Genomic DNA, 25,981 nt, shown 5'->3' with positions numbered 1-25,981 from the left:
CGAACGCACCGAGCGCAGCGAGGGCCGTGAGGGCATGCCCAGCGGGCACGGCATGAGCGGCGCGTCCTCTCCCCTCTGGGAGGTCTTCGTGCGGGCCCGCCGTGGCCTGTCGCACACCCACGTCGGCAGCCTGCACGCCCCCGACGCCGAGCTGGCCCTGCGCAACGCCCGGGACCTCTACACCCGCCGCCAGGAGGGCGTATCCATCTGGGTGGTGCCGGCGAGCGCGATCACCGCGTCCAGCCCGGACGAGAAGGACTCGTTCTTCGACCCGGCCGCCGACAAGGTCTACCGGCACCCCACCTTCTACGAGGTCCCCGAAGGGGCGGCGCACCTATGAGCCGGTTCGACTTCACGCTCGCCATCGGCGACGACGCGCTCATCGCGGCGCAGCGCCTCGGCGAGTGGACCTCCCGCGCGCCGGAGATGGAAGAGGACATCGCGCTCGCGAACATCGCCCTCGACCAGCTCGGCGCGGCGCGGCTGCTGCTCACGTACGCGGGCGAGCTGGAGGGCGCCGGCCGCGACGAGGACGACCTGGCCTACCTGCGCGACGACCGCGAGTTCCGCAACTGCCTGCTGGTCGAGCTGCCCAACGGCGACTTCGGCGTGACCATGGCGAAGCTGTTCTTCCTGGCCGCGTACCAGGTGCCGCTCTACACGGCGCTGGCCGGCTGCGCGGACGAACGGCTCGCGGCGGTCGGCGCGAAGGCGCGCAAGGAGTCGGCGTACCACCTGGACCACGCGGCGCTGTGGGTGAAGCGGCTCGGCGACGGCACGGAGGAGTCGCACCGACGCATGCAGGACGCGGTCGACGAGGTGTGGCCGTACGTCCACGAGCTGTTCAACCCGGATCCGGCGGCGCCGGTCGACCCGTCCACCCTTCGGGCCGACTTCGACGCCACCGTGTCCGCCGTGCTGGACGAGGCGACGCTCACCCGCCCGGAGACGGGCTGGACGCCCGGTGGTGGCCGGGACGGCCTGCACACCGAGCACCTCTCGTACCTGCTCGCCGAGATGCAGGTGCTGCACCGCGCCCACCCCGGAGCGAGCTGGTGACAAGCGCGAGGAACGCCGCGGCGGCGGTGGTGGACCCGGAGATCCGGGTCATCACCATCGACGAGCTGGGCATCCTGCGCGCCGTCGACGAGGAGCCCGGCACCGGCCGGGTCGTCGTCACCATCACCCCCACCTACACCGGCTGCCCGGCCATGGACGTGATCCGGGCGGACATCCGCCGGGCGCTGGCCGCCGCCGGGCATCCGGACGCCGAGGTCCGCACGGTCTACCACCCGGCGTGGAGCACCGACTGGATCTCCGACACCGGCCGGGCCAAGCTCGCCGCCGCCGGCATCGCCCCGCCCGCGCCGCGCGGCGACGACACCGTGGTGCCGCTGACGCTGGCCGTACGCTGCCCGCGCTGCGGGTCGCCGGAGACCACCCAGATCAGCCGTTTCGGCTCGACCGCGTGCAAGGCGCTGTGGCGCTGCCGCTCCTGTTCCGAACCCTTCGACCACCTGAAGGCGCTGTGACTGTCACCATCACGCGGCCGGTTCGCCGCCGGCCGGTCTTCCACCCGCTGCCCGTGGCCGCCGTGGACCGGCTCACCGACGACTCGGTGTCGATCACGTTCGCGGTGCCGGAGGAGCTGCGCGAGACGTTCGCGTTCTCCGCCGGGCAGCACCTCACCGTCCGCCGCCCGGCCGACGCCGACGGCGGGGAGGTGCGGCGGTCGTACTCGATCTGCTCCACCCCCGACGAGCTGGCCCGGCACGGCCGGTTGCGGGTCGGGGTGCGTGAGGTGCCGGGCGGGGCGTTCTCCGCGTACGCCTGCGGCGCGCTGCGTGGCGGCGACACCGTCGAGGTGCTGCCGCCGCTGGGCCACTTCACCTCCGCGTTCACCCCGGACCGGGCCCGCCGGTACGGCGCGGTGGTCGCCGGTTCCGGCATCACCCCGGTCCTCGGCCTGGCCGCGACCGCGCTGGCGACCGAGCCGCGCAGCACGTTCACGCTGGTGTACGGCAACCGCACGGCGAACTCGGTGATGTTCGCCGAGGAGCTGGCGGACCTGAAGGACCGCTATCCGACCCGGCTGCACCTGGTGCACGTGCTGTCCCGGGAGATGGGCGAGTCGGCGCTGCTGTCGGGGCGGATCGACGCCGACCGGCTGACTCGGCTGCTCGACACCGTCGTACCGGGGGACGAGATCGAGGAGTGGTTCCTCTGCGGCCCGTACGGGATGGTGGTGGACGCCAAGGCGGTGCTGGCCGGTCGTGGCGTGCCGGACGCGGCGGTGCACACCGAGCTGTTCCACGTCGACGCCCCGCCGGAGCCGGTCCGGCGTGAGGTCGAGCGGCCCGGCGCGGGCACCGACGTGACGATCGTGCTGGACGGGCGCTCGTCCAGTTTCACGATGGGCCGGGACGAGCGGGTGCTGGACGCGGCGCTGCGGGTGCGCGGCGAGCTGCCGTACGCCTGCAAGGGCGGGGTGTGCTCGACCTGCCGGGCCAAGGTGACGTCCGGCGAGGTGACGATGGCGCGCAACTACGCGCTGGAGCCGGACGAGGTGGCCGCCGGTTACGTACTGACCTGTCAGTCGAGTCCCGTAACCGACGAGCTGACCGTCGACTACGACGCCTAGCGGCGCCGCCGCTCAGATCACCACGGGCGGTGCCGTGGCGGCGCGGCCACGGGCCCGGCTGACGTGGCCGCGCCACCCGCCGACGAGCGCGAACAGGGTCCATCCCGCCGCGCCGAACACGAGCATGCCCCGCTTTCCGTCCGGGTCCACGTCCCGCGCGTCGGTCAGTTCCACCTCACCACGCGGGTCGACGAGCACAGTCAGCCGCTGGCCCACCCGGTAGCCGGGGGAACTGCCCCGGTAGACCAGCGGCTCGTCCAGCCGGCCGGCGTCGCCCTGGAGGGCGAACTCGTGCCGCTTGCCGGCCGTCTGCACGTCGGTGATGGTCACCTGCTGGGCGACGCCGCGCTCCCGGAGCACCGACTCGGGGGCGAGCTGGACGGCGCCCACCAGCACGAACAGGGCCGGCAGCACCGACAGGAGGGTCAGCCACCAGCCCCGGTGCAGCAGGCGCAGGCCGACCGCGAAGGCGAGGCAGCCGACCAGGCCGACGGAGATCGGCACCGCGATCGGGAGTCCCACGGTGAGGTGGCCGACCGCCGCGGTCACGACGATCACGGCGAGGCCGAAGCCGACGAGCACGGCGGTCATCGTGAGGGACCAGAGGGCGGAGCGGGCGCCGGCCACGCGTACGGGGGTGGGCGGGGGCGATACGACTGACACGCCGAGAGCGTAGACGGGCGACGCCAGCGCTCCGCTTCCCGCGGTGGCGCTTCGGGTCGACCACCATCCGTGACGGGTAGAACGTTACGTTCTACACTTGCCTGATGGAGCAGATCGCCGTCCGGGAGCTGAACCAGCACACCAGCCGGGTGCTGGCGCGGGTGCGCGCCGGTGAGACGGTCGAGGTGACCGATCGGGGTGAGCCGATCGCCCGCCTGGTCCCGGTGCTGGCCGGCGACGCGCTTCTCGGCCGGTTGGTGGCCGAGGGCCGGGCCACGGCCCCGACCACGACCGGCCCGGTCCCGATGCCGCCGGTGCTCGGGGATCCCACGGTGGACGCCGCGGCCGCGCTGGTCGAGGCACGCGACGAGGAGCGTTGGTGATCTACCTCGACTCGGCGGCGGTCATCAAGATGCTGCGGCGGGAGGCGGAGACGCCGGATCTGCTCGGCTGGCTGAACGAGCGCGCCGGCACCGCGCTGGTGTCGTCGGCTCTCGTCGAGGTGGAGGTGCCGCGGGCGTTGCGTCGTGCCGCTCCACAGGCGCTGGTGGGTGTCCCCTCGGTGCTGGGACGTCTCTACCGGGTCGAGATCGACGCCACGGTCCGTGCGACGGCGGGCGCGTATCCGGAGCCGATGCTGCGCAGCCTGGACGCCGTCCACCTCGCCACCGCCGAGGTCCTGGCCCGGCAGGCGGCGGCCGAGTTCGTCGCGTTCGTCACGTACGACAAGCGGCTGCTGGAGGCGGCCAGGGCGATCGGGCTGCCGGTGGCCAGTCCGGGGATGCCCTGACCGGGTGGGTCTCTCGTCACCGGGTGAGGAGTGGCGTTTCCCGCCGTCGGGCCCGCGACGTACGCTCGGGAGTGTGACGGCGAACCGGGAGATCGACGACATCCTGCAACGCGGCGCGGACGGCGGGCGCATCACGCCCGAGGAGGCGCTGCTGCTCTACACCGACGCGCCCTTCCACGCGCTGGGCGAGGCGGCCGACGCGGTACGGCGGCGCCGCTACCCGGACAACATCGTCACGTACCTGATCGACCGCAACATCAACTACACGAACGTCTGCGTGACGGCGTGCAAGTTCTGCGCGTTCTACCGGGCCCCCAAGCACAAGGAGGGCTGGACCCACCCGACCGAGGAGATCCTGCGCCGCTGCGGCGAGGCGGTCGAGTTGGGCGCCACCCAGGTCATGCTCCAGGGCGGCCACCACCCGGACTACGGCGTGGAGTACTACGAGGAGCTGTTCTCCTCGGTCAAGAAGGCGTACCCGCAGCTCGCGATCCACTCGATCGGCCCGAGCGAGATCCTGCACATGGCGAAGGTCTCCGGCGTGAGCCTGGACGAGGCCATCGCCCGGATCAAGGCCGCGGGCCTGGACTCGATCGCCGGCGCCGGCGCCGAGATGCTGCCGGACCGGCCGCGCAAGGCGATCGCGCCGCTTAAGGAGTCCGGCGCCCGCTGGCTGGAGGTCATGGAGCTGGCCCACCGGCAGGGCCTGGAGTCGACCGCCACCATGATGATGGGCACCGGCGAGACCAACGCCGAGCGCATCGAGCACCTGCGGATGATCCGCGACGTGCAGGACCGCACCGGCGGCTTCCGGGCCTTCATCCCGTGGACGTACCAGCCGGAGAACAACCACCTGAAGGGCCGCACCCAGGCGACCACGCTGGAATACCTGCGGCTGGTCGCGGTGGCCCGGCTGTTCTTCGAGACGGTGCCGCACCTGCAGGCGTCCTGGCTGACCACCGGTAAGGACGTCGGGCAGCTCGCGCTGCACATGGGCGTGGACGACCTCGGCTCGATCATGCTGGAGGAGAACGTCATCTCCTCCGCCGGGGCCCGGCACCGCTCCAACCTGCACGAGCTGATCGGCATGATCCGGTCGGCCGACCGGATCCCCGCCCAGCGGGACACGCTCTACAACCGGCTCGCGGTGCACCACACGCCCGCCGACGACCCGAGCGACGACCGCGTGGTCTCGCACTTCTCGTCGATCGCTCTGCCCGGCGGCGGGGCCGGGAAGTCGCTGCCGCTGGTCGAGGTCAACTGACCTCGTTCCCCCGTTCGGCCGGTCGGCTCCCGTCGTGCGGCCGGAGCTCCGCCCGTTTCCGGTGAAGCTTCCGCCAGGGGTCTTCACCTGCGTGATCACCGGCGGCTAGCCTGCCCGCGCGACACCACCGATCCGGGCCGCGAGCAGGCAGGTAACAGGTCGGCGGCGACCCGGGTGAGCACCGCCCGGCAAGCCGGCGACGCCATTACGCTGGCGGCGTCCGTCGGGGACCGTCGTCCTCCATCGGCCCATGAGGGCCGTTCACATAACGCACCGCGGCAGGGGCGGGATGGGTGACCATCCCGCCCCTGCCGTCTGTCGAATCGATGGGAATTCCCACCGTACGACGCTGGCGCGGCGATGCGTCGCTCCGGTACCGTCCCTTCGTTCCGTGCGTTGATCGGCACGTCCCTACCCCCGGGGGAACCATGACCTTCCGCTACCGGTCCACGCTGGCGCGCGCCGGCGTGGTGGCCCTGCTCTCCACCGCCGGCCTCGGCGCGGTCGCCGGCCCGGCGTACGCCGCCGACAAGGCCGACCTCCAGCTCATCCCGCTCAGCTACCAGCTCGCCAAGGGCGTCACCGAGGCGAAGGCCAAGCCGTTCAAGTTCCAGGTGAACAACGCCGCCGGGACCGTCGACGCGAAGGGCGTCCGGGTCACCGTCGAGACGAAGGACCTCAAGCCCGGCAAGGTCGGCGTGCTGGCGCCGAAGGGCTGCGACATCCGCGGCACCGCCTTCTCCTGCCTGCTGGGCGACGTGCCCGCCGGGACCACCGAGGACTTCGGCATCCCGCTGTTCTCCACCGGCGGCAAGGGCGGGGCGGGCACGCTGACGGTGTCGATCAGCGCGGCCAACGGCGCCGGCGTGCTGGACACGGTCGAGCACGACATCACCGTCACCGACCCCGGCTACGACCTCACCACCTGGGTCCAGGACGTGTACGCCGACGTGGTCGTCGACGGCGACGACGCCGGTGAGGCGAACCTGCGCCCGGTCCGGCCGGGCCAGACCGCGCCGCTGGACTGGGCCGTGTTCAACGACGGAAGCGAGAACGCCACGGGCGTCGCGTACGGCATCACGCTGCCGGCCGGTGTCACCTTCGCCGAGCTGCCCGAGGGCTGCGTCGAGCAGAACCTGGGCGGCTTCGCCAACGCGTACTGCGAGGACCTGGGCGCGGTGCTCAAGCCCGGCCAGTACTACACCGCCGACGTGCGGGTGAAGGTCGGCGCGGACGTGACCGAGAAGCTGCTCCGGCCGGGCTTCGTCTGGGCCGCCGGGCTGGAGGCGGCCTCCGGCACGCCGGAGGAGCAGCCGAAGGCCGCCACCTCGGCGCAGCGTCGCGCGTTCTCCGAGGCCGACGACGGCGACAACACCGCCCAGTTCGACGTCTTCGTCGACCAGAGCCCGCAGTCGACCCCGAGCCCGACGCCGAGCGCTGAGCCGACCTCGACGCCGACCGCCCAGCCGACCCCGACCGGCAGCGCGACCGCGGTGCCGACGCCGACCTCCGGTGGTGGCGCGGGTGGCGGCACCGGCGGCGGTGGCCTGCCGGTGACCGGTATGCAGGTCGGCCTGATCGGCGGGATCGGCGCGGCGGTGGTCGCCGCCGGTGTGGCGCTGATGATGCTGTCCCGGCGCCGCAAGGTGGTGCTCGTCACGCCGGGCGAGGAGCGCACCGAGGACTGACACCGTCACCGTGGACACGGCGAGGGCGGGGTGGGCGACCACCCCGCCCTCTCGCGTACCCGGGGCGGGGCGGAAGGGGCGCGGCTGGCAGAGTGGAGGGGTGAGCCGTACCCCGCAGGGCCAGCGCGCCAGCCTGGACAAGCAGCCGCACGAGGTAGCCGCGATGTTCGACGGTGTCGCGGCCCGCTACGACCTGACCAACACCGTGCTCTCCTTCGGGCAGGACCGGTCCTGGCGGCGGGCCACCCGGGCGGCGCTCGGGTTGGCGCCGGGCGAGCGGGTGCTCGACGTGGGCGCCGGCACCGGTGTCTCGACCGAGGAGCTGGCCCATTCCGGGGCGTACGCGGTCGGCGCCGACCTGTCGCTGGGCATGCTGTACGCGGGCAAGCGCACCCGCCCGTCGGTGCCGCTGCTGGCCGGAGACGCGCTCCGGCTGCCGTTCGCCGACGCCAGCTTCGACGCGGTGACCATCTCCTTCGCGTTGCGCAACGTCAACGACACCGACGCGGCGCTGCGCGAGCTGGCCCGGGTGACCCGGCCGGGCGGGCGGCTGGTGGTCTGCGAGTTCAGCACCCCGGTCAACCCGGCGTTCCGCACCGTCTACCTGTCGTACCTGATGCGGTCGTTGCCGGCCGTGGCGCGCGCGGTGTCCAGCAACCCCGACGCCTACGTCTATCTGGCGGAGTCGATCCGGGCCTGGCCGGACCAGCCGGCGCTGGCCGCGCGGATCGGCGCGGCCGGCTGGGGCCGGGTGGCGTGGCGCAACCTGACCGGGGGCGTGGTGGCCCTGCACCGGGCCGTCCGAAACTGACCGGCCGACCAGGCGCTAGCCGGTCATTTCGTGAATATCCGGTTCTGGTCTACTTTGTCCCCGTAGGCTCGCCTGCATGACGGGACCAGACCAGGCCGCCACCGACGACGACGCCGCCGAGCTGATCGCCCAGCTCCGCGAGTTGGCCGGCGCGGATCCCGCTGATGTCCGGCAGGTCGTCGCCGAGGTGCTGGCGGCGCTCGACCGTGCGGCAGGTGGCGCGTTGCGTGACCACCTGCCCGAGGCGATCCGGCTCGACGCCGGGCTCGGACCGGCCGCGCCGGCTCGCCCCTGACCGGTTTCGGCCCGCCTACCGGCCCGTTTCCGCGAAGTTAGGCCCCCCTCAACGCGTCCTGGTGTAACAGCGGTCATAGACTCCATCCGGATGGGCTTGTGAAGCATTTCACGAGCATGCGGGAGGAGGCGCGGATGACCGCGGTGGAGAACGACGCCGACGTCATCGTCGTGGGCGCCGGTCCCGGAGGATCGGCCACGGCGTACCACCTGGCGCGGCACGGCGTACGCGTGCTGCTGCTGGAGAAGACGGAGTTTCCCCGGGAGAAGGTCTGCGGCGACGGGCTCACGCCCCGGGCCGTGCGCCAGCTCATCCGGATGGGCGTGGACACCTCGCCCGAGGCCGGCTGGCTGCACAACAAGGGCCTGCGGGTGATCGGCGGCGGGGTGCGCCTGGAGCTGGACTGGCCCGACCTGGCGAGCTTCCCCAACTACGGCCTCGTGCGGACCCGGCTCGACTTCGACGACCTGCTCGCGCAGCGGGCCGTCGCCGCCGGGGCGAAGCTGCGCACCAGCGTCAACGTCCTCGGCCCGGTGCTCGGCGCCGACGACCGGGTGATCGGCGTGCAGGCCGAGGTCGGCCCGGACAAGGAGCCCGCCACCTTCCACGCGCCGCTCGTGGTCGCCGCCGACGGCGTCTCCGGCCGCTTCCCGCTCGCCCTCGGGCTGGCCAAGCGGGAGGACCGCCCGATCGGCGTGGCGGTCCGCCGCTACTACCGCTCGCCCGCCAAGCACGACGACGACTACCTGGAGTCGTGGCTGGAGCTGCGGGCCAAGGGCAGCGACGCGCTGCTGCCCGGCTACGGCTGGATCTTCGGCCTCGGCGACGGCCGGGTGAACGTCGGCCTCGGCGTGCTGAACTCGTCCTCGGCGTTCGGCAAGACGAACTACCGCAAGCTGCTCACCGACTGGCTCGCGAACACCCCCGAGGAGTGGGGGATGACCGACGAGTCCAACGCGGAGGGTCCCACCCTCGGGGCCGCGCTGCCGATGGGCTTCAACCGGGTCCCGCACTACACCCGCGGGGTCCTGCTGGTCGGCGACTCCGGCGGCATGGTCAACCCGTTCAACGGCGAGGGCATCGCGTACGCGATGGAGTCCGGCGAGATGGCCGCGGAGGTCGTGGTGCAGGCGCTGGCCCGCCCGGCCGGCGCGGAGCGGGAGCGGGCGCTGATGGCGTACCCGCAGGAGCTGAAGGCCCGCTTCGGCGGCTACTACCGGCTCGGCGGCGTGTTCGTGAAGCTCATCGGCCGCCCCGAGATCATGCGGATGGCGACCAAGCACGGCATGCCGCACCCGATGCTCATGCGCTTCGTGCTCAAGCTGCTGGCCAACCTGACCGACCCGCGCGGCGGGGACGCGATGGACCGGGTCATCAACGCGATGACGAAGGTGGCCCCGGCCGTGTAGAAGACGACCGACCACGAGCCGGACAGAGATCGACCCCCCGACGACCGAGGTCTCAGGGACGTGAATAGTGTGATTTTGGCCAACCACCGAGGTCAGGGAAGGACGAGCAGGGGACAACGATGACGCTCTCTCCTTACGCACCCATCATCGGGCTGTTCGCCCTCGCTGCGGCGTTCGCGCTGTTCTCCGTGGCCGCTGCCCGACTCGCCGGCCCGCGGCGTCTGAACAAGGCCAAGCTCGAGGCGTACGAGTGTGGCATCGAGCCGAGCCCGCAGCCGGTCGGCGGCGGCCGGTTCCCGATCAAGTTCTACCTGACGGCGATGCTCTTCATCGTCTTCGACATCGAGATCATCTTCCTCTACCCCTGGGCGGTCTCCTTCGACGCTCTGCCGATCTTCGGCTTCGTGGAGATGGTCCTGTTCATCGTCGCGGTCTTCGTCGCCTACGCCTATGTCTGGCGTCGCGGCGGCCTGGACTGGGACTGAGGAGGTAGCAGATGGGCATCGAGGAGAAACTCCCCTCCGGCGTCCTGCTCACCAGCGTCGAGAAGCTGGTCAACTGGACGCGGAAGACCTCGGTCTGGGGCGCGACGTTCGGTCTGGCCTGCTGCGCCATCGAGATGATGGCGGCGGGCGGCCCGCACTACGACATGGGCCGCTGGGGCATGGAGGTCTTCCGGGCCTCGCCCCGCCAGGCGGACCTGATGATCGTGGCCGGCCGGGTGAGCCAGAAGATGGCCCCGGTGCTGCGCCAGATCTACGACCAGATGGCCGAGCCCCGCTGGGTCATCTCGATGGGCGTCTGCGCCAGCAGCGGCGGCATGTTCAACAACTACGCCATCGTGCAGGGCGTCGACCACGTCGTCCCGGTCGACATGTACCTGCCCGGCTGCCCGCCCCGGCCGGAGATGCTCATCGACGCCGTGCTCAAGCTGCGCGAGAAGATCATGCACGAGCCGCTGGGCCCGAACGGCCGCAAGATGCTGGAGGCCCGCCAGGCGCGCGGTGACGTGCCGGTCGTGCCGTACGGCTCGATGCCCTCGTCGTACCGCAGTGACAAGGCCCGCCGTGCCGAGTGGACGAAGGCCGTCCGCGAGGGGCGCGAGGAGCAGCTGCGGATCGAGAACTGGATGAAGGCGCAGAACCACCTTCAGGCGTCGCATAGGGGCCCGAAATGAGCAACGACAAGACCAACGACGGCGGGGTGCCGGTGCCGACCACCCCGGTCGGCGCCAGCTCCACCGCTCCGGCCGAGTACCCGCCGGCCAGCCCGGCCGGCCGGGGGATGTTCGGCAACCAGGGCACCGGTGACGTCTCCGGCTACGGCGGGCTGGTCCGCCAGCGCAAGCCGATCGAGGAGGCGACCCGCCCGTACGGGAGCTACTTCGACGAGGTGCGGGACGCGCTGGAGGAGGCGTACCCGGACTTCAACGACGCGATCGAGAAGGTCGTGGTCGACCGGGGCGAACTGACGCTGCACGTACGCCCGGAGCGCATCGCCGAGGTCTGCCAGGTGATGCGCGACGACCTGTCGCTGCGCTTCGAGCTGCTCTCGTCGCTGTCCGGCGTGGACTACCTGGGCGCGGAACGGCGCCTGCACGTGGTCTACCAGCTGACCTCGATGACCTACCGCCGCATCGTCCGGCTGGAGGTGGCGGTCTCCGCCGAGCAGCCGCACGTACCGAGCGTCACCGCCGTCTACCCGACCGCCGACTGGCAGGAGCGGGAGACGTACGACATGTTCGGCGTCGTCTTCGACGGCCACCCCGCCCTGACCCGGATCCTCATGCCGGACGACTGGGAGGGTCACCCGCAGCGCAAGGACTACCCGCTCGGCGGCGTACCGGTCGAGTACAAGGGTGCGGAAATCCCGCCGCCGGACCGTAGGAGGTCGTACCAGTGACCACGTCTAACTACGCGACCGAGCGCGAGACCACCGAGGGCAAGGTCTTCACCGTCACCGGCGGGGACTGGGACGAGGTCGTCTCCGGCACGGACCCGATCAACGACGAGCGGATCGTCGTCAACATGGGCCCGCAGCACCCGTCCACCCACGGCGTGCTCCGGCTGGTCCTGGAGCTGGAGGGCGAGACGGTCCGCGAGGCCCGCTCGGTCGTCGGCTACCTGCACACCGGCATCGAGAAGAACCTGGAGTACCGCAACTGGGTCCAGGGCTCGACGTTCGTGACCCGGATGGACTACCTCTCCCCGCTGTTCAACGAGACGGCGTACGCGCTCGCGGTGGAGAAGCTGCTCGGGATCACCGACGACATCACCGAGCGCGCGAACACCATCCGCGTGCTGATGATGGAGCTCAACCGGATCTCGTCGCACCTGGTCTGGCTGGCGACCACCGCCATGGAGCTGGGCGCGATCAACATGATGCTGTACGGCTTCCGCGAGCGGGAGTACGTCCTCGACATCTTCGAGACCATCACCGGCCTGCGGATGAACCACGCGTACGTGCGGCCGGGCGGCGTGGCGCAGGACGTGCCGGACGACGCGATCCGCAAGATCCGCGACTTCCTCCAGCTGATGCCGAAGCGGCTCAAGGAGTACGAGAACCTGCTCTCCGGTCAGCCGATCTGGCTGGAGCGGACGCAGAACGTGGCGGTCCTCGACGTGACCGGCTGCATGGCGCTCGGCGTCACCGGCCCGGTGCTGCGCTCCGCCGGCCTCGCCTGGGACCTGCGCAAGACCATGCCGTACTGCGGCTACGAGACGTACGAGTTCGACGTGCCGACCCACACCGACGGTGACGTGTGGGGCCGCTACCTGGTCCGGGTCGCGGAGATCCGGGAGTCGCTGAAGCTCGTCGAGCAGGCGCTGGACCGTCTGAAGCCGGGCCCGGTGATGGTCTCCGACAAGAAGATCGCCTGGCCGGCGCAGCTCGCCATCGGCGTCGACGGCATGGGCAACTCCCTGGAGCACGTCGCGAAGATCATGGGTCAGTCGATGGAGTCGCTGATCCACCACTTCAAGCTCGTCACCGAGGGCTTCCGGGTCCCGCCGGGCCAGGTGTACGTCGCCGTCGAGTCGCCCCGCGGCGAACTCGGCGTGCACGCGGTGTCCGACGGCGGCACCCGGCCCTACCGGGTGCACTACCGGGAGCCGAGCTTCGTCAACCTCCAGGCCCTCCCGGCGATGGCCGAGGGCGGCCTGATCGCCGACGTGATCGCCGGCGGCGCCTCGCTGGACCCCGTGATGGGTGGTTGTGACCGATGAGCACGTTCACTGAAGAGACCCGGCTCCGGGCGCGGGAGATCATCGCCCGGTACCCGGCCGACCGGTCCCGCTCGGCGCTGCTGCCGCTGCTGCACCTGGTCCAGTCCGAGGAGGGGTACGTCTCCCCGGCCGGTGTCGAGTTCTGCGCCGAGGTGCTCGGGCTGAACAAGGCCCAGGTCGGCGCCGTCGCCACCTTCTACACCATGTACAAGCGCAAGCCCACCGGTGAATACCTGGTCAGCGTCTGCACCAACACCATGTGCGACGTGCTCGGCGGGCAGAAGGTCTACGACGCCCTGGCCGAGCACCTCGGCGTCGGGCACGAGGAAACCACCGCCGACGGGAAGATCACCCTGGAGCACGCCGAGTGCCTGGCGGCGTGCGACTACGGCCCGGTCATGACCGTGAACTACGACTTCTTCGACAACGTGGAGCCGCAGGGCGCGCTCGACGTGGTCGAGGAGCTGCGGGCCGGCGGCCGGCCGATGCCGACCCGGGGCGCGCGCCTGTGCACGCTCAAGGAGATGGCGGTCCAGCTCGCCGGTTTCGCCGACGAGCGCGACGGCGCGGTGGCCGACGGCGGGCCGGGCGAGCCCAGCCTGCGCGGCCTGCGCCTGGCCGAGCAGCACGGCGTCTCGGTGCCGGGCTTCGACCCGAAGACCCCGATCCGCAGCAAGGCCGAGGCCGACCGGGCCGCCGCCGAGGCGAAGGCGAAGGCCGAGGCCGCGAAGCCGGCCCCCGCGCCCGAGCCGGCCAAGGCCGCCGAGCCGGTCAAGCCGGAGGCGGCCACCGGCAGCACCGCGCCGGACGTGAAGGCGCCGGACGCCAAGTCGCCGCAGGTGCGTACCGCCGAGACCCGGCAGCCGGACGCGGCCACCGCCGTACCGGACGCGCCGGGCACCAAGATCCCGGTGGACGGCCCGCCGCCGGTGCCGCGCGACGCGCAGGCGGCGGAGGCGGCCGGCACGGCGGCGAACCCGCCGGCCGGCGACGGCAAGCCCGCCGGCGACGCGGCCGGCGCGCAGGAGCGCAACCTCAAGGAAGCGGAGGCCGGTACGGGCGCGGACGGCGCCGACCCGGCGGACGCCAACGGATCGGGGGTCCGCAAGTGACCACGCCTCGGCCGGAGACGCTGGCCAAGCTCACGCCGGTGCTCACCAAGCGCTGGCTGTCGCCGGACGCCTGGCGGATCGGCACCTACGAGAACCTGGACGGCTACGCCGCCCTGCGCAAGGCGCTCAAGGCGCACCCGGACGACCTGATCCAGCTGGTCAAGGACTCCGGGCTGCGCGGCCGTGGCGGCGCGGGCTTCCCGACCGGCCTGAAGTGGGGCTTCATCCCGCAGGGCGACGGCAAGCCGCACTACCTGGTGGTGAACGCCGACGAGGGCGAGCCGGGCACCTGCAAGGACCTGCCGCTGATGACCTACGACCCGCACTCGCTGGTCGAGGGCGTCATCATCGCCTCGTACGCGATCCGGGCCAACCGGGCGTACATCTACATCCGCGGTGAGGCGGTGCACGCCGCCCGGCGGCTGCGCAGCGCGGTCGCCGAGGCGTACGCCAAGGGCTACCTCGGCCGGAACATCCTCGGCTCCGGGTTCGACCTGGACCTGGTGGTGCACTCCGGCGCCGGGGCGTACATCTGCGGTGAGGAGACCGCGCTGCTGGACTCGCTGGAGGGCTTCCGCGGCCAGCCCCGGCTGCGCCCGCCGTTCCCGGCGACCCACGGCCTGTACGCCAGCCCGACCGTGGTCAACAACGTCGGCACCATCGCCAGCGTGCCGTACATCGTGCTCGGTGGCGCGGACTGGTGGAAGACGATGGGCACGGAGAAGTCGTCCGGCCCGATGATCTACTCGCTGTCCGGCCGGATCGCGAACCCGGGCCAGTACGAGTGCTCGATGGGCATCACGCTGCGCGAGCTGATCGAGCTGGCCGGCGGGATGAAGCCGGGGCACAACCTGAAGTTCTGGACCCCGGGTGGTTCGTCGACGCCGCTGCTGACCGCCGAGCACCTGGACGTGCCGCTGGACTTCGAGGGGGTGGCGGGGGCCGGCTCGATCCTGGGCACCACCGCCACGCAGATCTTCTCCGACCAGGACTGCCCGGTGTACGCGACCTACCGGTGGCTGGAGTTCTACCACCACGAGTCGTGTGGCAAGTGCACCCCGTGCCGGGAGGGCAACTACTGGATGGTCCGGGTCTACCGGCGCATCCTGTCCGGCCAGGGCACCCACGAGGACCTGGACACCCTGCTCGACACCTGCGACAACATCCTCGGCCGCTCGTTCTGCGGTCTGGGTGACGGCGCGACCAGCTCGGTCACCTCGTCGCTGAAGTACTTCAAGCAGGACTACCTCGACTACATCGAGGGACGTACCGCTCCGAAGCTGTCGGAGAAGACCCTGGTAGGGGCGCACTGATGACCGACGTAGCCAAGCAGACCGAGACCGTCACGCTGACCATCGACGGCGTCGAGGTCACCGCCCCCAAGGGGGCGCTGCTGATCCGGGTCGCCGAGCAGCTGGGCACCGAGATCCCCCGCTTCTGCGACCACCCGCTGCTGGCCCCGGCCGGCGCCTGCCGGCAGTGCCTGGTGGAGGTGGAGGGCCAGCGCAAGCCGGTCGCCTCCTGCACCCAGACCGTCGCCGACGGCATGGTGGTGCGGACCCAGCTCACCTCCCCGGTCGCCAAGAAGGCCCAGGAGGGGGTGATGGAGCTGCTGCTCCTCAACCACCCCCTGGACTGCCCGATGTGTGACAAGGGCGGCGAGTGCCCGCTGCAGAACCAGGCGATGTCCACCGGCCGGACGGACTCGCGGTTCCACGAGCACAAGCGGGAGTACCCGAAGCCGCTGCCGATCAGCACCCAGGTGCTGCTCGACCGCGAGCGCTGCGTGCTCTGCCAGCGGTGCACCCGGTTCTCCGAGGAGATCGCCGGGGACAAGTTCATCGACCTGATGGGCCGCTCCTCGCACGAGGAGATCAACATCTACCGGGACGAGGAGTACGGCGAGGAGGGCGACGAGGGGGACGTCCCGTTCAACTCGTACTTCTCCGGCAACACCGTGCAGATCTGCCCGGTGGGCGCGCTGACCGGCGCGCAGTACCGGTTCCGGGCCCGCCCGTTCGACCTGGTCTCCACGCCGAGCGTCTGCGAGCACTGCTCGGCCGGTTGCGCCCAGCGCACCGACTGGCGGCGCGGCAAGGTGCTGCGCCGGCTGGCCGGCGACGACCCGGCGGTGAACGAGGAGTGGAACTGCGACAAGGGCCGCTGGGGCTTCCAGTACACCCGCGCGTTCGACCGGCTCAGCACCCCGATGGTGCGCGACGAGAAGACCGGTGAGCTGCGCGAGGCGTCCTGGAGCGAGGCGCTGACCCGGGCCGCCGAGGGGCTGCGCGAGGCCCGTGACGGCGCGACCGGCACGGCGGTGCTGACCGGCGGCCGGCTCACCGTCGAGGACGCCTACGCGTACGCGAAGTTCTCCCGGATCGCACTGCACACGAACGACATCGACTTCCGGGCCCGCCCGGTCTCCCGCGAGGAGGCCGACTTCCTGGCCAGCAGCGTCGCCGGGGTCACCGACGTGACCTACACGGACGTGGAGAACGCGCCCGCCGTGGTGCTGGTCGGCCTGGAGCCGGAGGAGGAGTGCCCGATCCTCTTCCTGCGGCTGCGCAAGGCGTACCTGAAGAAGAAGCTCACGGTGTACGCGATCGCGCCGTTCGCGACGCGCGGCCTGGAGAAGCTCGGGGCGAAGCTCGCCCGGGTGGTGCCGGGCGAGGAGGCCGGCGTGCTGGCCGAGCACGCCACCGTGGCGGAGGCGCTGGGTAAGCCCGGCGCGATCCTGATCGTCGGCGAGCGGCTGGCCGAGGTGCCGGGCGGGCTGTCGGCGGCGGCGGACGTCGCCCGGCGTACCGGTGCCCGGCTGGTCTGGGTGCCGCGGCGCGCGGGTGACCGCGGCGCTGTCGACGCGGGCTGCCTGCCCAACCTGCTCCCCGGCGGCCGTGTGGTCACCGAGCCGGCCGCCCGCGCGGAGCTCGGCGAGGCGTGGGACATCCCGGCCGGGGTGATCCCGAGCCAGGCCGGCCGCGACACCGACGGCATCCTCACCGCCGCCGCGAACGGTCAGCTCGGTGCCCTGGTGGTGGCCGGTGTCGACCCGGCCGACCTGGCCGACCCGCGGCTGGCCGAGAAGGCCCTGGACGCGGTGCCGTTCCTGGTCAGCCTGGAACTGCGGATGAGCGCTGTGTCGCGCCGGGCCGACGTGGTCCTGCCGGTCGCGCCGGTGGTCGAGAAGGCCGGCAGCTTCCTGGACTGGGAGGGCCGGCTGCGCACGTTCGAGAAGGTGCTGGACACCGGCGCGATGACCGACGCCCGGATCCTGGACGCGATCGCCGCGCAGCTCGACGTGCGGCTGGGCACCGGCGACGTGCCGAGCATCCGCCGCGAGCTGGGCACGCTGCCGCGTACCCGGGTCGAGCGGCCGTCGGCGCCCTCGGTCGAGCCGGCCGCCGTCCGGCAGCCGGGCGCGGGCGAGGCCGTGCTGTCCACCTGGCACCAGCTCATCGACCTGGGCAGCCTCACCGACGGCGACGAGCACCTCGCCGGCACCGCCCGCCCGCCGGTGGTCCGGCTGGGCAAGGGCACCGCCGAGTCCCTCGGCGTGGCCGACGGCGACGCGGTCACCGTCGGCACCGACCGTGGCGCGGTCACGCTGCCGGCGGCGATCACCGAGATGCCGGACGGCGTCGTCTGGCTGCCGACCAACTCGCCCGGCTCCACCGTGCGGCGCAGCCTCGGCGCGACGTCCGGTTCGCTGGTGAAGGTCTCCGTCGGCGTCGCCGGCGGTTCGGCCGTCCCGGCGGGGCGGGTCGCGGCGGACGCCGCGGACCGGCCGGGCCCGCTGCTGAACACCGGGAGTGCACAGTGAGCGCGCGCAGGCAACGAGCGGAGCGAGTACGCCTCGCGGTCGCGAACGAAAGGTCGGTGCAGTGAATCTCTACCTCGCGGCGCAGGACCCGACGCTTGCCGACTTCGGCAAGGACCCGTGGTGGCTGGTCCTCGGCAAGATCCTCTTCGCGTTCGTCGTCGCCGTGGCGGCCACGCTGCTGGGCGTCTGGTTCGAGCGCCGGGTCGTGGGCCGGATGGCGGTGCGACCCGGCCCCAACCAGGCCGGACCGTTCGGTCTGCTCCAGACGCTCGCCGACGGCGTGAAGCTGGCCTTCAAGGAGGACATCCTCCCGCGCAAGGCCGACAAGGTGGTCTACTTCTTCGCCCCGGTGATCTCCGTGGTCTGCGCGGTCACCGCGCTGTCGGTGATCCCGTTCGGGCCGATGGTGAGCATCTTCGGGCACCGCACGCCGCTGCAGGTCACCGACGTGTCGGTGGCGGTGCTGGTGGTGCTGGCCTTCTCCTCGCTGGCCGTGTACGGCATCGTGCTCGGCGGCTGGGCCAGCGGCTCCACCTACCCGCTGCTCGGTGGTCTGCGCTCCGCCGCCCAGCTGGTGTCCTACGAGGTCACCATGGGCCTGAGTGTGGTCGCGGTCTTCATGACCGCCGGCACCATGTCGACCAGCGGGATCGTCGCCGCGCAGGGCGACGGCACCCGGCTGAGCATCGGCGGCTTCGACCTCGCCGCGCCCGGCTGGTACGCGATCCTGCTGCTGCCCAGCTTCATCATGTTCTTCATCGCCATCGTCGGTGAGACCAACCGGGCGCCGTTCGACCTGCCCGAGGCGGAGTCGGAGCTGGTGGCCGGCTTCCAGACCGAGTACAGCTCGCTGAAGTTCGCGCTGTTCATGCTCAGCGAGTACGTCGCGATGGTGACCATGTCGGCGTTCACCGTGACGCTCTTCCTCGGCGGCTGGCACGCGCCGTGGCCGATCACGATCTGGTCGGGCGCCAACGAGGGCTGGTGGCCGATGCTGTGGTTCTTCGGCAAGGTCATCCTGCTGGTGTTCGTCTTCGTCTGGCTGCGCGGCACGCTGCCCCGGCTCCGCTACGACCAGTTCATGCGCTTCGGCTGGAAGGTGCTGCTGCCGCTGAACCTGGTCTGGATCATGGTGCTCGCCGGGCTGCGCTCGATCGAGGACTGGCAGGCCCGGGACCGGCTGCTCGTCACCGCCGTCGGCGCGGGCGTGCTGCTGCTGGTCACGCTCTTCTGGCCGAGCCGGAAGAAGGAGCTGAAGCAGTCGCCCCAGGAGCAGGCGGACAGCCGGCCGTACGGCAGCTTCCCGCTGCCGCCGATGGATCTTCAGGTTCCGCCGAGCCCGCGTACCAAGCGCGTGCTCGCCGAGCGGGAGCCGGCCAACGTGGTCGCCGGCCCGGACTCCAGGGAGGTGTGACGTGGGCGCGATCACCGGAACGTTCAAGGGCTTCGGTGTCACCTTCTCGCACATGTTCAAGAAGGTCGTCACCACCGACTACCCGTTCAAGCCGCCGGTCTCGGCGCCGCGCTACCACGGGCGGCACATCCTCAACCGGCACCCGGACGGGCTGGAGAAGTGCATCGGCTGCGAGCTGTGCGCCTGGGCCTGCCCGGCCGACGCGATCTACGTGGAGGGTGGCGACAACACCGAGGAGCAGCGCTTCTCCCCGGGTGAGCGGTACGCCAGCATCTACCAGATCAACTACGCCCGGTGCATCTTCTGCGGGCTCTGCATCGAGGCCTGCCCGACCCGTTCGCTCACCATGAGCAACGAGTACGAGCTGGCCCGGGACAACCGGCAGGACCTGATCTTCACCAAGGAGCAGCTGCTCGCGCCGCTGCTCGAAGGCATGGAGCAGCCGCCGCACCCGATGCGGCTGGGCGACAGCGAGAAGGACTACTACGTCGGCGCGCTGACCAACCCGGGCACCTCGGCCGGCGCCGAGCGCTCGCCGATGGGCCCCGGCCGGTACCAGGTGGAGGAGCACCCCGGCGTGACCTTCCCCGGCGCCGAGCAGGCCGAGCAGCGGTCCGCCGCCGCGGCGGGCAAGGGAGGCAAGGCATGACCTCGGCAACGGTGCTCGCCGCTGCGGGCCAGGTGTCCGGGGGTGAGGAGGTCACCTTCTGGATCCTCGCCCCGCTGGCCCTGCTCGGGGCGGTCGGCATGGTGTGGGCCCGCAACGCGGTGCACTCCGCGCTCTGGCTCGTGCTGACCATGCTCTGCCTGGGCGTGTTCTACGTGCTCCAGGCGGGGCCGTTCATCGGCATGGTGCAGATCATCGTCTACACCGGCGCGATCATGATGCTGTTCCTGTTCGTGCTGATGCTCGTCGGCCGGGACGCCTCCGACTCGCTCATCGAGACGCTGCGCGGCCAGCGGGTCGCCGCCGTCGTCCTCGGGCTCGGCTTCGCCGGCCTGGTGGGCAGCGGCTTGTACCGCGCGCTCGACGGCGTGCCGGCGGCCGGGCTCGACGAGGCGAACGCCGAGGGCAACGTGCAGGGCATCGCCCGGCTGCTGTTCACCAAGTACGTCTTCGCCTTCGAGCTGACCTCGGCGCTGCTGATCACCGCCGCGGTGGGCGCGATGGTGCTGGCGCACGTCGAGCGGCGCAAGGCGGACCGGATGGACCAGATCGCCACCATGAAGGCGCGGTTCCGCCCCGGCAACTACCCCGGCCCGAAGCCCGGCCCGGGTGTCTACGCCACCTCCTCCTCGGTGGCCACCCCGGCCCGCCTGCCCGACGGCCGGCTGACCGACCGCAGCATCCCGGAGATCCTGCCGGTGCGCGAGCTGACGGCCGAGGAGACCGCACCGAAGGGGACGGACAAATGACCCCGGACTACTACCTGATCCTCGCGGCGGTGCTGTTCACCATCGGCGCCGTCGGCGTGCTGGTCCGGCGCAACGCGATCGTGCTGTTCATGTGCATCGAGCTGATGCTCAACGCGGCCAACCTGACCCTGGTCACGTTCAGCCGGATCAACGGCGACCTGAACGGCCAGATCATGGCGTTCTTCGTGATGGTGGTCGCGGCGGCCGAGGTCGTGGTCGGTCTCGCGATCATCATGGCGATCTTCCGTACCCGGCGCTCGGCGAGCGTCGACGACGCCAACCTGCTGAAGTACTGAGGGGCTCGTGGTGGAACAGATTCTGACGATCGCCCAGTCTGAGCCAGCCGAGGCCGTCACCTTCGCCACGGCGGACGGGATGCTGGGCTCGGTCTGGCTGCTGGTGGCGATCCCGCTGGTCAGCGCGGCGATCCTGCTGCTGCTCGGCAAGCGGGCCGACCGCTGGGGCCACTGGCTCGGCGTGGGCGCCATCGGCGCCGCCTTCCTGCTCGGTCTCACCTACTTCTTCCAGCTTCGCGGCCTGGAGAACAAGCAGGTCGAGCTGAGCCTCTGGGACTTCATGGCGGTCGGCAACCTGAGGGTGGACTTCGGTCTGCTCTTCGACCCGCTGGCCGCGGTCTTCGTCCTGCTGATCACCGGGGTGGGTTTCCTGATCCACCTCTACGCCGTGGAGTACATGGCGCACGACGCGGGCCGGCGACTGTTCTTCGCGTACTTCAACCTGTTCGTCGCCGCGATGTTGCTGCTGGTGCTCGGCAACAACTACGTGATGCTCTACTTCGGCTGGGAGGGCGTCGGTCTGGCGTCGTACCTGCTGATCTCCTTCTGGTACGGCCGGCCGAGCGCGGCCACCGCCGGCAAGAAGGCGTTCCTGATGAACCGGGTCGGCGACGCCGGCCTGGCCATCGGCATCTTCATCATGTTCGCCATGCTCGGCACCACCCAGTACGACGAGGTGTTCAACGGGGTCGGCTCGATGACCTCGACCACGGTGCTGGTGCTCGGCCTGCTCCTGCTGCTCGGCGCGGCCGGCAAGTCCGGCCAGTTCCCGCTGCAGGCGTGGTTGCCGGACGCGATGGAGGGCCCGACCCCGGTGTCCGCGCTCATCCACGCGGCCACCATGGTCACCGCGGGCGTCTACCTGATCGCCCGCTCCAACGCGATCTTCTCGGCCAACGAGACGCTCCAGCTCGTGGTGGTCAGCGTCGGCGCGCTCACGCTGCTGATGGGCTGCATCATCGGCGCGGCCAAGGACGACATCAAGCGGGTGCTGGCCTGGTCGACGGTCAGCCAGATCGGCTACATGTTCCTCGGCGTCGGGCTCGGCGGCGGCGCGTACGCGCTGGCCATCGTGCACCTGCTGGCGCACGGCTTCTTCAAGGCCAACATGTTCCTCGGCGCCGGCTCGGTCATGCACGGCATGAACGACCAGGTGGACATCCGCCGCTTCGGCGGGCTGTCGAAGTACATGAAGGTCACCTGGCTGACGTTCATGATGGGCTGGCTCGCCATCATCGGCATGTTCCCGTTCTCCGGCTACTTCTCCAAGGAGCCGATCATCGTGGCCGCGTTCGAGCGGGAGGGCTGGACGGCCTGGCTGTTCGGCCTGGCCGCGCTGCTCGGCGCCGGGCTCACCGCGTTCTACATGACGCGGCTGTTCGTGCTCACGTTCCACGGCCCGAAGCGCTGGACCGAGGACATCGAGCACCCGCACGAGTCGCCGAAGCTGATGACGATCCCGCTGATCCTGCTGGCGATCGGCTCGGTCGGCGCGGGCTTCCTGCTCGCCACCTCCGTGCCGGACTGGCTCACCGCCACCAACGGGCTCGGCGGCGAGAGCGGGGAGCACGCGCCGGTGCTGGCGCACTGGCTGCTCACCGCGCTGTCGCTGCTGGTCACCGTGCTGGGCGCCGGGCTGGCCTGGTTCCTGTTCCGGGGCGGTACGGCCACCGAGCCGCAGCCGGCCGGCGTGGTGGTCACCGCCGCGCGCCGGAACCTCTACACGGACGCCTTCAACGAGGCGGTCTTCGAGAAGCCGGGCATCTTCCTCACCCGGGCGCTGGTGTTCCTCGACAACCGGGGCGTGGACGGGCTGGTCAACGGCCTGGCCGCCGCCGTGGGCGGGGGCTCGGGCCGGCTCCGGCGGCTGCAGACCGGCTTCGTGCGGTCGTACGCGACCTCGATCCTGACCGGCGCGCTCCTCGTGGTCGCGGCGTTCCTGGCGGTGCAGGCGGGGTGGCTGGCGTGATCGACCTCAACGCGGCCGCCCCCGCCGGCGGGCCACGCAGTCACGACGGAGGTAAGGCCGAATAATGTCCAACTTCCCGTTCCTCTCGGTGCTGACCGTGGCGCCGCTGGTCGGCGCCCTGGTGGTGGCGCTGCTGCCACGCAGCCGTCCGGACCTGGCCAAGCTGGTGGCGTTCGGCTGGTCGCTGCTGGTGCTGGTGCTCTCGGTGGTGATGTGGTTCGCCTTCTCCGCCGGTGGTGACCGGTTCCAGTTCCGCGAGTCGTACCCGTGGATCCCGAACTGGGGCGTGAACTTCACCTTCGAGGTGGACGGCATCGCGCTGGTCATGCTGATGCTGATCGCGATCCTGGTGCCGCTGGTGATCCTGGCGTCCTGGCACGACGCCGAGGCGTCGAAGCGCTCGGTGCCCGCCTACTTCGCGCTGCTGCTCGTCCTCGAGTGCACGATGATCGGCGTCTTCGCCGCCGCCGACGTCTTCCTGTTCTACGTGTTCTTCGAGGTCATGCTGGTGCCGATGTACTTCCTGATCGGCAGCTACGGCGGCCACCAGCGGCAGTACGCGGCGGTGAAGTTCTTCCTCTACTCGCTGGTCGGCGGTCTGTTCATGCTGGCCGCGGTGATCGGCCTCTGGGTGGTCGGCGGGAAGACCTTCGACTGGCAGGCGCTGAGCCAGGCGGAGTTCGCCACCGACACGGCCCGCTGGCTGTTCCTCGGCTTCTTCGTCGCCTTCGCGATCAAGGCGCCGTTCTTCCCGTTCCACACCTGGCTGCCGGACGCCGGTGGCGCGGCCCCGGCCGGCGCCGCCGCGCTGCTGGTCGGCGTGCTGGACAAGGTCGGAACGTTCGGCATCCTGCGCTACTGCCTCCCGCTGTTCCCGGAGGCGTCGCGGTGGTTCGCGCCGTGGGCGCTGGCGCTGGGTGTCATCGGCATCATCTACGCCGCGCTGCTGGCGGTCGGCCAGAACGACCTGAAGCGGCTGGTGTCGTACACCTCGATCGCGCACTTCGGGTTCATCGGCATCGGCATCTTCGCCTTCACCACCCAGGCCGGCACCGGCGCGGTGCTCTACATGCTCAACCACGGCCTGGCCACCGGCCTGCTGTTCCTGGTGGTCGGCATGCTGATCGCCCGGCGCGGCTCGGCCCTGATCAGCGACTTCGGCGGCGCGGGCAAGCTCGTGCCGGTGCTGGCCGGCGTGCTGTTCTTCGCCGGTCTGGCCTCGCTGGCGCTGCCCGGCACGGCGCCGTTCGTCTCCGAGTTCCTGGTGCTGATCGGCACGTTCACCGTCAACAAGCCGGTCGCGGTGATCGCCACGCTCGGCATCATCCTGGCGGCGGCGTACGTGCTGTGGATGGTGCAGCGCACCACGCAGGGCACGCTGAACCCGGCGCTGACCGAGGTCGAGGGCATGCGCCGGGACCTCACGCTGCGCGAGAAGGTCGTCGTCGCGCCGCTGATCGCGCTGATCGTGCTGCTCGGCTTCTACCCGAAGCCGGTCACCGATGTCATCAACCCCGCCGTCCAGGCGACCATGCAGGACGTCGGCAAGTCCGATCCCGCCCCTGAGGTCGGCAGCGTCCAGGAGGCCGCGAAGTGAGTGAACTGAAGCTGCCGTCGATCGACTACGCGGCGCTCGCTCCGATCCTGATCATGCTGGGCGCGGCCCTGGTCGGGATCCTGGTCGAGGCGTTCGTGCCGCGCCGGCTGCGCAACGCGGTGCAGCTCGGGCTCGCCCTGGTGGCGATGCTCGCGGCGATCGTGATGGTGATCCTGAACGCGGACGCCCGGCTGATCACCATCGGCGGGGCCATCGCGGTCGACGGGCCCACGCTGTTCCTCCAGGGCGCGATCCTGGTCCTGGCCGTCATGGCGCTGCTGCTCGTCGGCGAGCGCACGGTGGAGCGGGGCGGCGCGTTCGTGGCGCACGCCGCGGTCACCGCCGAGTCGGCCGAGGACCGCCGGCAGGCCGAGGGCGTCGGTGGCGCCACCGAGGTCTACCCGCTGATGTCGTTCGCGATCGCCGGCATGCTGATCTTCGTGGCGGCGAACGACCTGCTGACCATGTTCATCGCGCTCGAGGTCTTCTCGCTGCCGCTCTACCTGCTCTGCGCGCTGGCCCGCCGCCGGCGTCTGCTGAGCCAGGAGGCGGCGCTGAAGTACTTCATGCTCGGCGCGTACGCCTCGGCGTTCTTCCTGTTCGGTGTCGCCCTGATCTACGGCTTCACCTCCGGCATCCCGGGCCGTGGGGCCGGCGTCGACTTCGCCACCGTGCACGCGGCGGTCACCGACTCCTCGTCCAGCCCGGTGCTGCTCTTCGCCGGCATGGCGCTGCTCGCCATCGGCCTGCTGTTCAAGGCCGCCGCCGCGCCGTTCCACGTCTGGACGCCGGACGTCTACCAGGGCGCGCCGACCCCGGTCACCGGCTTCATGGCCGCCTGCACCAAGGTCGCCGCGTTCGGCGCGCTGCTGCGCGTCTTCCACGTGGCGTTCGCCGGGGCGTCCTGGGACTTCACCCCGGTGCTCGGCGCGATCGCGGTGCTGACCATGCTGGTCGGCGCGGTGCTCGCGGTCACCCAGACGGACATCAAGCGCCTGCTGGCGTACTCGTCCATCGCGAACGCCGGTTACCTGCTGGTCGGTGTGCTGGCGCCGAGCCGCGAAGGGCTCTCCGGCACGATGTTCTACCTGGCCGCGTACGGCTTCTCGGTGCTCGCCGCGTTCGCCGTGGTGACGCTGGTGCGCGACGCCGACGGGGAGGCCACCCACCTGTCCCGCTGGGCCGGGCTGGGCCGCCGCTCGCCGTTCTTCGCGGCGATCTTCACGTTCATCCTGCTGGCCTTCGCCGGCATCCCGCTGACCAGCGGCTTCACCAGCAAGTTCGCGGTCTTCGGCCCGGCCCTGGAGGCGAACCAGGCGTGGCTGGTGATCGCCGGTGTGCTGACCAGCATGGTGCTGGCCTTCCCGTACCTGCGGGTCGTGGTGATGATGTGGCTGTCCGAGCCGGGCGAGTCCACCCCGACGGTGACCGTGCCGGGCGCGCTCACCTCGGCGGCGCTGGTCATCGGCGTGGTGGCCACGCTGGCGTTGGGTGTGGTCCCCGGTCCGCTGCTCGACCTGACCACCGGTGCTGCCGAATTCGTCAGATGACCGACGTGATCCCACCGGG

At 71.2% G+C, this 25,981-nt stretch carries 26 protein-coding genes; 25 read left to right on the top strand and 1 reads right to left on the bottom strand.

Translation table 11 applies throughout. The features are described 5' to 3' along the window. Nucleotides 1-52: 52 nt before the first annotated feature. Genes paaB through paaE form a run of 4 tightly spaced genes read left to right on the top strand, consistent with a single transcriptional unit; the run spans nt 53 to nt 2,641 of the window. Entirely contained in the window at nt 53-340 is a 288-nt protein-coding gene (gene paaB / locus O7542_RS24180; RefSeq protein WP_174535023.1) for a 1,2-phenylacetyl-CoA epoxidase subunit PaaB, read from the top strand. Further along, nucleotides 337-1,059, top strand: a complete 723-nt coding sequence (paaC, locus tag O7542_RS24175) for a 1,2-phenylacetyl-CoA epoxidase subunit PaaC (RefSeq protein WP_064448427.1) — start codon at nt 337-339, stop codon at nt 1,057-1,059. Before paaB ends, paaC begins: the two co-directional genes overlap by 4 nt. After that, entirely contained in the window at nt 1,056-1,532 is a 477-nt protein-coding gene (paaD, locus tag O7542_RS24170) for a 1,2-phenylacetyl-CoA epoxidase subunit PaaD (protein ID WP_113972200.1), read from the top strand. Before paaC ends, paaD begins: the two co-directional genes overlap by 4 nt. After that, nucleotides 1,529-2,641, top strand: a complete 1,113-nt coding sequence (paaE, locus tag O7542_RS24165) for a 1,2-phenylacetyl-CoA epoxidase subunit PaaE (protein WP_113972199.1) — start codon at nt 1,529-1,531, stop codon at nt 2,639-2,641. Before paaD ends, paaE begins: the two co-directional genes overlap by 4 nt. A gap of 12 nt (nt 2,642-2,653) precedes the next feature. Here paaE and O7542_RS24160 read toward each other — a convergent pair whose 3' ends face one another. Beyond that, nucleotides 2,654-3,304, bottom strand: coding sequence for a hypothetical protein (locus O7542_RS24160; RefSeq protein WP_233514599.1), 651 nt, complete (start codon nt 3,302-3,304; stop codon nt 2,654-2,656). Nucleotides 3,305-3,408: 104 nt separating this feature from the next. Between O7542_RS24160 and O7542_RS24155 the strand changes: the two genes are divergently transcribed. The 21 genes from O7542_RS24155 to nuoN all read left to right on the top strand — a co-directional run bounded on the left by O7542_RS24155 (nt 3,409) and on the right by nuoN (nt 25,962). Next, entirely contained in the window at nt 3,409-3,687 is a 279-nt protein-coding gene (locus tag O7542_RS24155) for a type II toxin-antitoxin system prevent-host-death family antitoxin (protein ID WP_013283593.1), read from the top strand. Continuing rightward, a complete protein-coding gene (locus O7542_RS24150; RefSeq protein WP_043327321.1) occupies nt 3,684-4,094 on the top strand; it encodes a type II toxin-antitoxin system VapC family toxin in 411 nt (136 codons plus the stop codon). Before O7542_RS24155 ends, O7542_RS24150 begins: the two co-directional genes overlap by 4 nt. Nucleotides 4,095-4,167: 73 nt before the next feature. Beyond that, the gene (gene mqnC, locus O7542_RS24145; protein ID WP_030500766.1) at nt 4,168-5,358 is read left to right on the top strand and encodes a cyclic dehypoxanthinyl futalosine synthase; all 1,191 of its coding nucleotides are present in this window, start codon (nt 4,168-4,170) and stop codon (nt 5,356-5,358) included. 428 nt (nt 5,359-5,786) lie between these two features. Next, the gene (locus tag O7542_RS24140) at nt 5,787-7,046 is read left to right on the top strand and encodes a cell wall anchor protein (protein ID WP_281605245.1); all 1,260 of its coding nucleotides are present in this window, start codon (nt 5,787-5,789) and stop codon (nt 7,044-7,046) included. 100 nt (nt 7,047-7,146) lie between these two features. After that, entirely contained in the window at nt 7,147-7,857 is a 711-nt protein-coding gene (locus tag O7542_RS24135; RefSeq protein WP_064448431.1) for a demethylmenaquinone methyltransferase, read from the top strand. Nucleotides 7,858-7,933: 76 nt separating this feature from the next. After that, nucleotides 7,934-8,152 carry a hypothetical protein gene (locus O7542_RS24130; RefSeq protein ID WP_030500769.1) on the top strand — a complete coding sequence of 73 codons (219 nt, stop codon included), beginning with the start codon at nt 7,934-7,936 and terminating at the stop codon, nt 8,150-8,152. Nucleotides 8,153-8,286: 134 nt separating this feature from the next. Beyond that, nucleotides 8,287-9,561 carry a geranylgeranyl reductase family protein gene (locus O7542_RS24125; RefSeq protein ID WP_281605244.1) on the top strand — a complete coding sequence of 425 codons (1,275 nt, stop codon included), beginning with the start codon at nt 8,287-8,289 and terminating at the stop codon, nt 9,559-9,561. A 119-nt stretch (nt 9,562-9,680) separates the two neighbouring features. Then, the gene (locus tag O7542_RS24120) at nt 9,681-10,046 is read left to right on the top strand and encodes an NADH-quinone oxidoreductase subunit A (RefSeq protein ID WP_013283601.1); all 366 of its coding nucleotides are present in this window, start codon (nt 9,681-9,683) and stop codon (nt 10,044-10,046) included. An 11-nt stretch (nt 10,047-10,057) separates the two neighbouring features. Then, nucleotides 10,058-10,738, top strand: coding sequence for an NADH-quinone oxidoreductase subunit B (locus O7542_RS24115; protein WP_013283602.1), 681 nt, complete (start codon nt 10,058-10,060; stop codon nt 10,736-10,738). After that, nucleotides 10,735-11,463: an NADH-quinone oxidoreductase subunit C gene (locus tag O7542_RS24110; RefSeq protein WP_043327315.1), complete on the top strand. Its 729-nt coding sequence runs from the start codon at nt 10,735-10,737 to the stop codon at nt 11,461-11,463. The genes O7542_RS24115 and O7542_RS24110 overlap by 4 nt, the downstream gene beginning before the upstream one ends. Beyond that, nucleotides 11,460-12,785 (top strand): NADH-quinone oxidoreductase subunit D, encoded by a 1,326-nt coding sequence (locus O7542_RS24105; protein ID WP_043327313.1) that lies wholly within the window; start codon nt 11,460-11,462, stop codon nt 12,783-12,785. Before O7542_RS24110 ends, O7542_RS24105 begins: the two co-directional genes overlap by 4 nt. Continuing rightward, the gene (gene nuoE, locus O7542_RS24100) at nt 12,782-13,897 is read left to right on the top strand and encodes an NADH-quinone oxidoreductase subunit NuoE (protein ID WP_166455703.1); all 1,116 of its coding nucleotides are present in this window, start codon (nt 12,782-12,784) and stop codon (nt 13,895-13,897) included. Before O7542_RS24105 ends, nuoE begins: the two co-directional genes overlap by 4 nt. Further along, complete coding sequence (gene nuoF / locus O7542_RS24095) at nt 13,894-15,210, top strand: NADH-quinone oxidoreductase subunit NuoF (protein WP_043327309.1); 1,317 nt, start codon at nt 13,894-13,896, stop codon at nt 15,208-15,210. The genes nuoE and nuoF overlap by 4 nt, the downstream gene beginning before the upstream one ends. Next, entirely contained in the window at nt 15,210-17,720 is a 2,511-nt protein-coding gene (locus tag O7542_RS24090) for an NADH-quinone oxidoreductase subunit G (protein WP_281605243.1), read from the top strand. The genes nuoF and O7542_RS24090 overlap by 1 nt, the downstream gene beginning before the upstream one ends. 61 nt (nt 17,721-17,781) lie before the next feature. Then, nucleotides 17,782-19,134 (top strand): NADH-quinone oxidoreductase subunit NuoH, encoded by a 1,353-nt coding sequence (gene nuoH / locus O7542_RS24085; RefSeq protein ID WP_043327305.1) that lies wholly within the window; start codon nt 17,782-17,784, stop codon nt 19,132-19,134. 1 nt (nt 19,135) lies between these two features. Then, a complete protein-coding gene (nuoI, locus tag O7542_RS24080; RefSeq protein ID WP_030500778.1) occupies nt 19,136-19,783 on the top strand; it encodes an NADH-quinone oxidoreductase subunit NuoI in 648 nt (215 codons plus the stop codon). After that, on the top strand, nt 19,780-20,550 hold the full coding sequence (locus O7542_RS24075; RefSeq protein WP_043327303.1) for an NADH-quinone oxidoreductase subunit J: 771 nt from the start codon (nt 19,780-19,782) through the stop codon (nt 20,548-20,550). Before nuoI ends, O7542_RS24075 begins: the two co-directional genes overlap by 4 nt. Then, the gene (gene nuoK, locus O7542_RS24070; protein WP_013283611.1) at nt 20,547-20,846 is read left to right on the top strand and encodes an NADH-quinone oxidoreductase subunit NuoK; all 300 of its coding nucleotides are present in this window, start codon (nt 20,547-20,549) and stop codon (nt 20,844-20,846) included. Before O7542_RS24075 ends, nuoK begins: the two co-directional genes overlap by 4 nt. A gap of 79 nt (nt 20,847-20,925) precedes the next feature. Further along, on the top strand, nt 20,926-22,815 hold the full coding sequence (nuoL, locus tag O7542_RS24065; RefSeq protein WP_223201451.1) for an NADH-quinone oxidoreductase subunit L: 1,890 nt from the start codon (nt 20,926-20,928) through the stop codon (nt 22,813-22,815). A gap of 64 nt (nt 22,816-22,879) precedes the next feature. After that, a complete protein-coding gene (locus O7542_RS24060) occupies nt 22,880-24,412 on the top strand; it encodes an NADH-quinone oxidoreductase subunit M (RefSeq protein WP_030500781.1) in 1,533 nt (510 codons plus the stop codon). Further along, nucleotides 24,409-25,962, top strand: a complete 1,554-nt coding sequence (gene nuoN / locus O7542_RS24055) for an NADH-quinone oxidoreductase subunit NuoN (protein ID WP_043327299.1) — start codon at nt 24,409-24,411, stop codon at nt 25,960-25,962. The genes O7542_RS24060 and nuoN overlap by 4 nt, the downstream gene beginning before the upstream one ends. The last annotated feature ends 19 nt before the right edge of the window (nt 25,963-25,981 follow it).

The sequence above is a fragment of the Micromonospora sp. WMMC264 genome, from assembly GCF_027497275.1.
GTDB lineage: Bacteria > Actinomycetota > Actinomycetes > Mycobacteriales > Micromonosporaceae > Micromonospora > Micromonospora chalcea.
This window is presented reverse-complemented; position numbering and strand designations above follow the sequence as displayed.

Coding starts and splice junctions, on each gene's coding strand:
- O7542_RS24130 (WP_030500769.1), top strand. CDS start 7,934: ATGACGGGACCAGACCAGGCCGCCACCGACGACGACGCCGCCGAGCTG.
- nuoL (WP_223201451.1), top strand. CDS start 20,926: ATGCTGGGCTCGGTCTGGCTGCTGGTGGCGATCCCGCTGGTCAGCGCG.
- O7542_RS24155 (WP_013283593.1), top strand. CDS start 3,409: ATGGAGCAGATCGCCGTCCGGGAGCTGAACCAGCACACCAGCCGGGTG.
- O7542_RS24140 (WP_281605245.1), top strand. CDS start 5,787: ATGACCTTCCGCTACCGGTCCACGCTGGCGCGCGCCGGCGTGGTGGCC.
- paaB (WP_174535023.1), top strand. CDS start 53: ATGAGCGGCGCGTCCTCTCCCCTCTGGGAGGTCTTCGTGCGGGCCCGC.
- nuoK (WP_013283611.1), top strand. CDS start 20,547: ATGACCCCGGACTACTACCTGATCCTCGCGGCGGTGCTGTTCACCATC.
- O7542_RS24090 (WP_281605243.1), top strand. CDS start 15,210: ATGACCGACGTAGCCAAGCAGACCGAGACCGTCACGCTGACCATCGAC.
- O7542_RS24120 (WP_013283601.1), top strand. CDS start 9,681: ATGACGCTCTCTCCTTACGCACCCATCATCGGGCTGTTCGCCCTCGCT.
- O7542_RS24115 (WP_013283602.1), top strand. CDS start 10,058: ATGGGCATCGAGGAGAAACTCCCCTCCGGCGTCCTGCTCACCAGCGTC.
- O7542_RS24075 (WP_043327303.1), top strand. CDS start 19,780: ATGACCTCGGCAACGGTGCTCGCCGCTGCGGGCCAGGTGTCCGGGGGT.
- O7542_RS24110 (WP_043327315.1), top strand. CDS start 10,735: ATGAGCAACGACAAGACCAACGACGGCGGGGTGCCGGTGCCGACCACC.
- paaC (WP_064448427.1), top strand. CDS start 337: ATGAGCCGGTTCGACTTCACGCTCGCCATCGGCGACGACGCGCTCATC.
- O7542_RS24060 (WP_030500781.1), top strand. CDS start 22,880: ATGTCCAACTTCCCGTTCCTCTCGGTGCTGACCGTGGCGCCGCTGGTC.
- O7542_RS24125 (WP_281605244.1), top strand. CDS start 8,287: ATGACCGCGGTGGAGAACGACGCCGACGTCATCGTCGTGGGCGCCGGT.
- nuoE (WP_166455703.1), top strand. CDS start 12,782: ATGAGCACGTTCACTGAAGAGACCCGGCTCCGGGCGCGGGAGATCATC.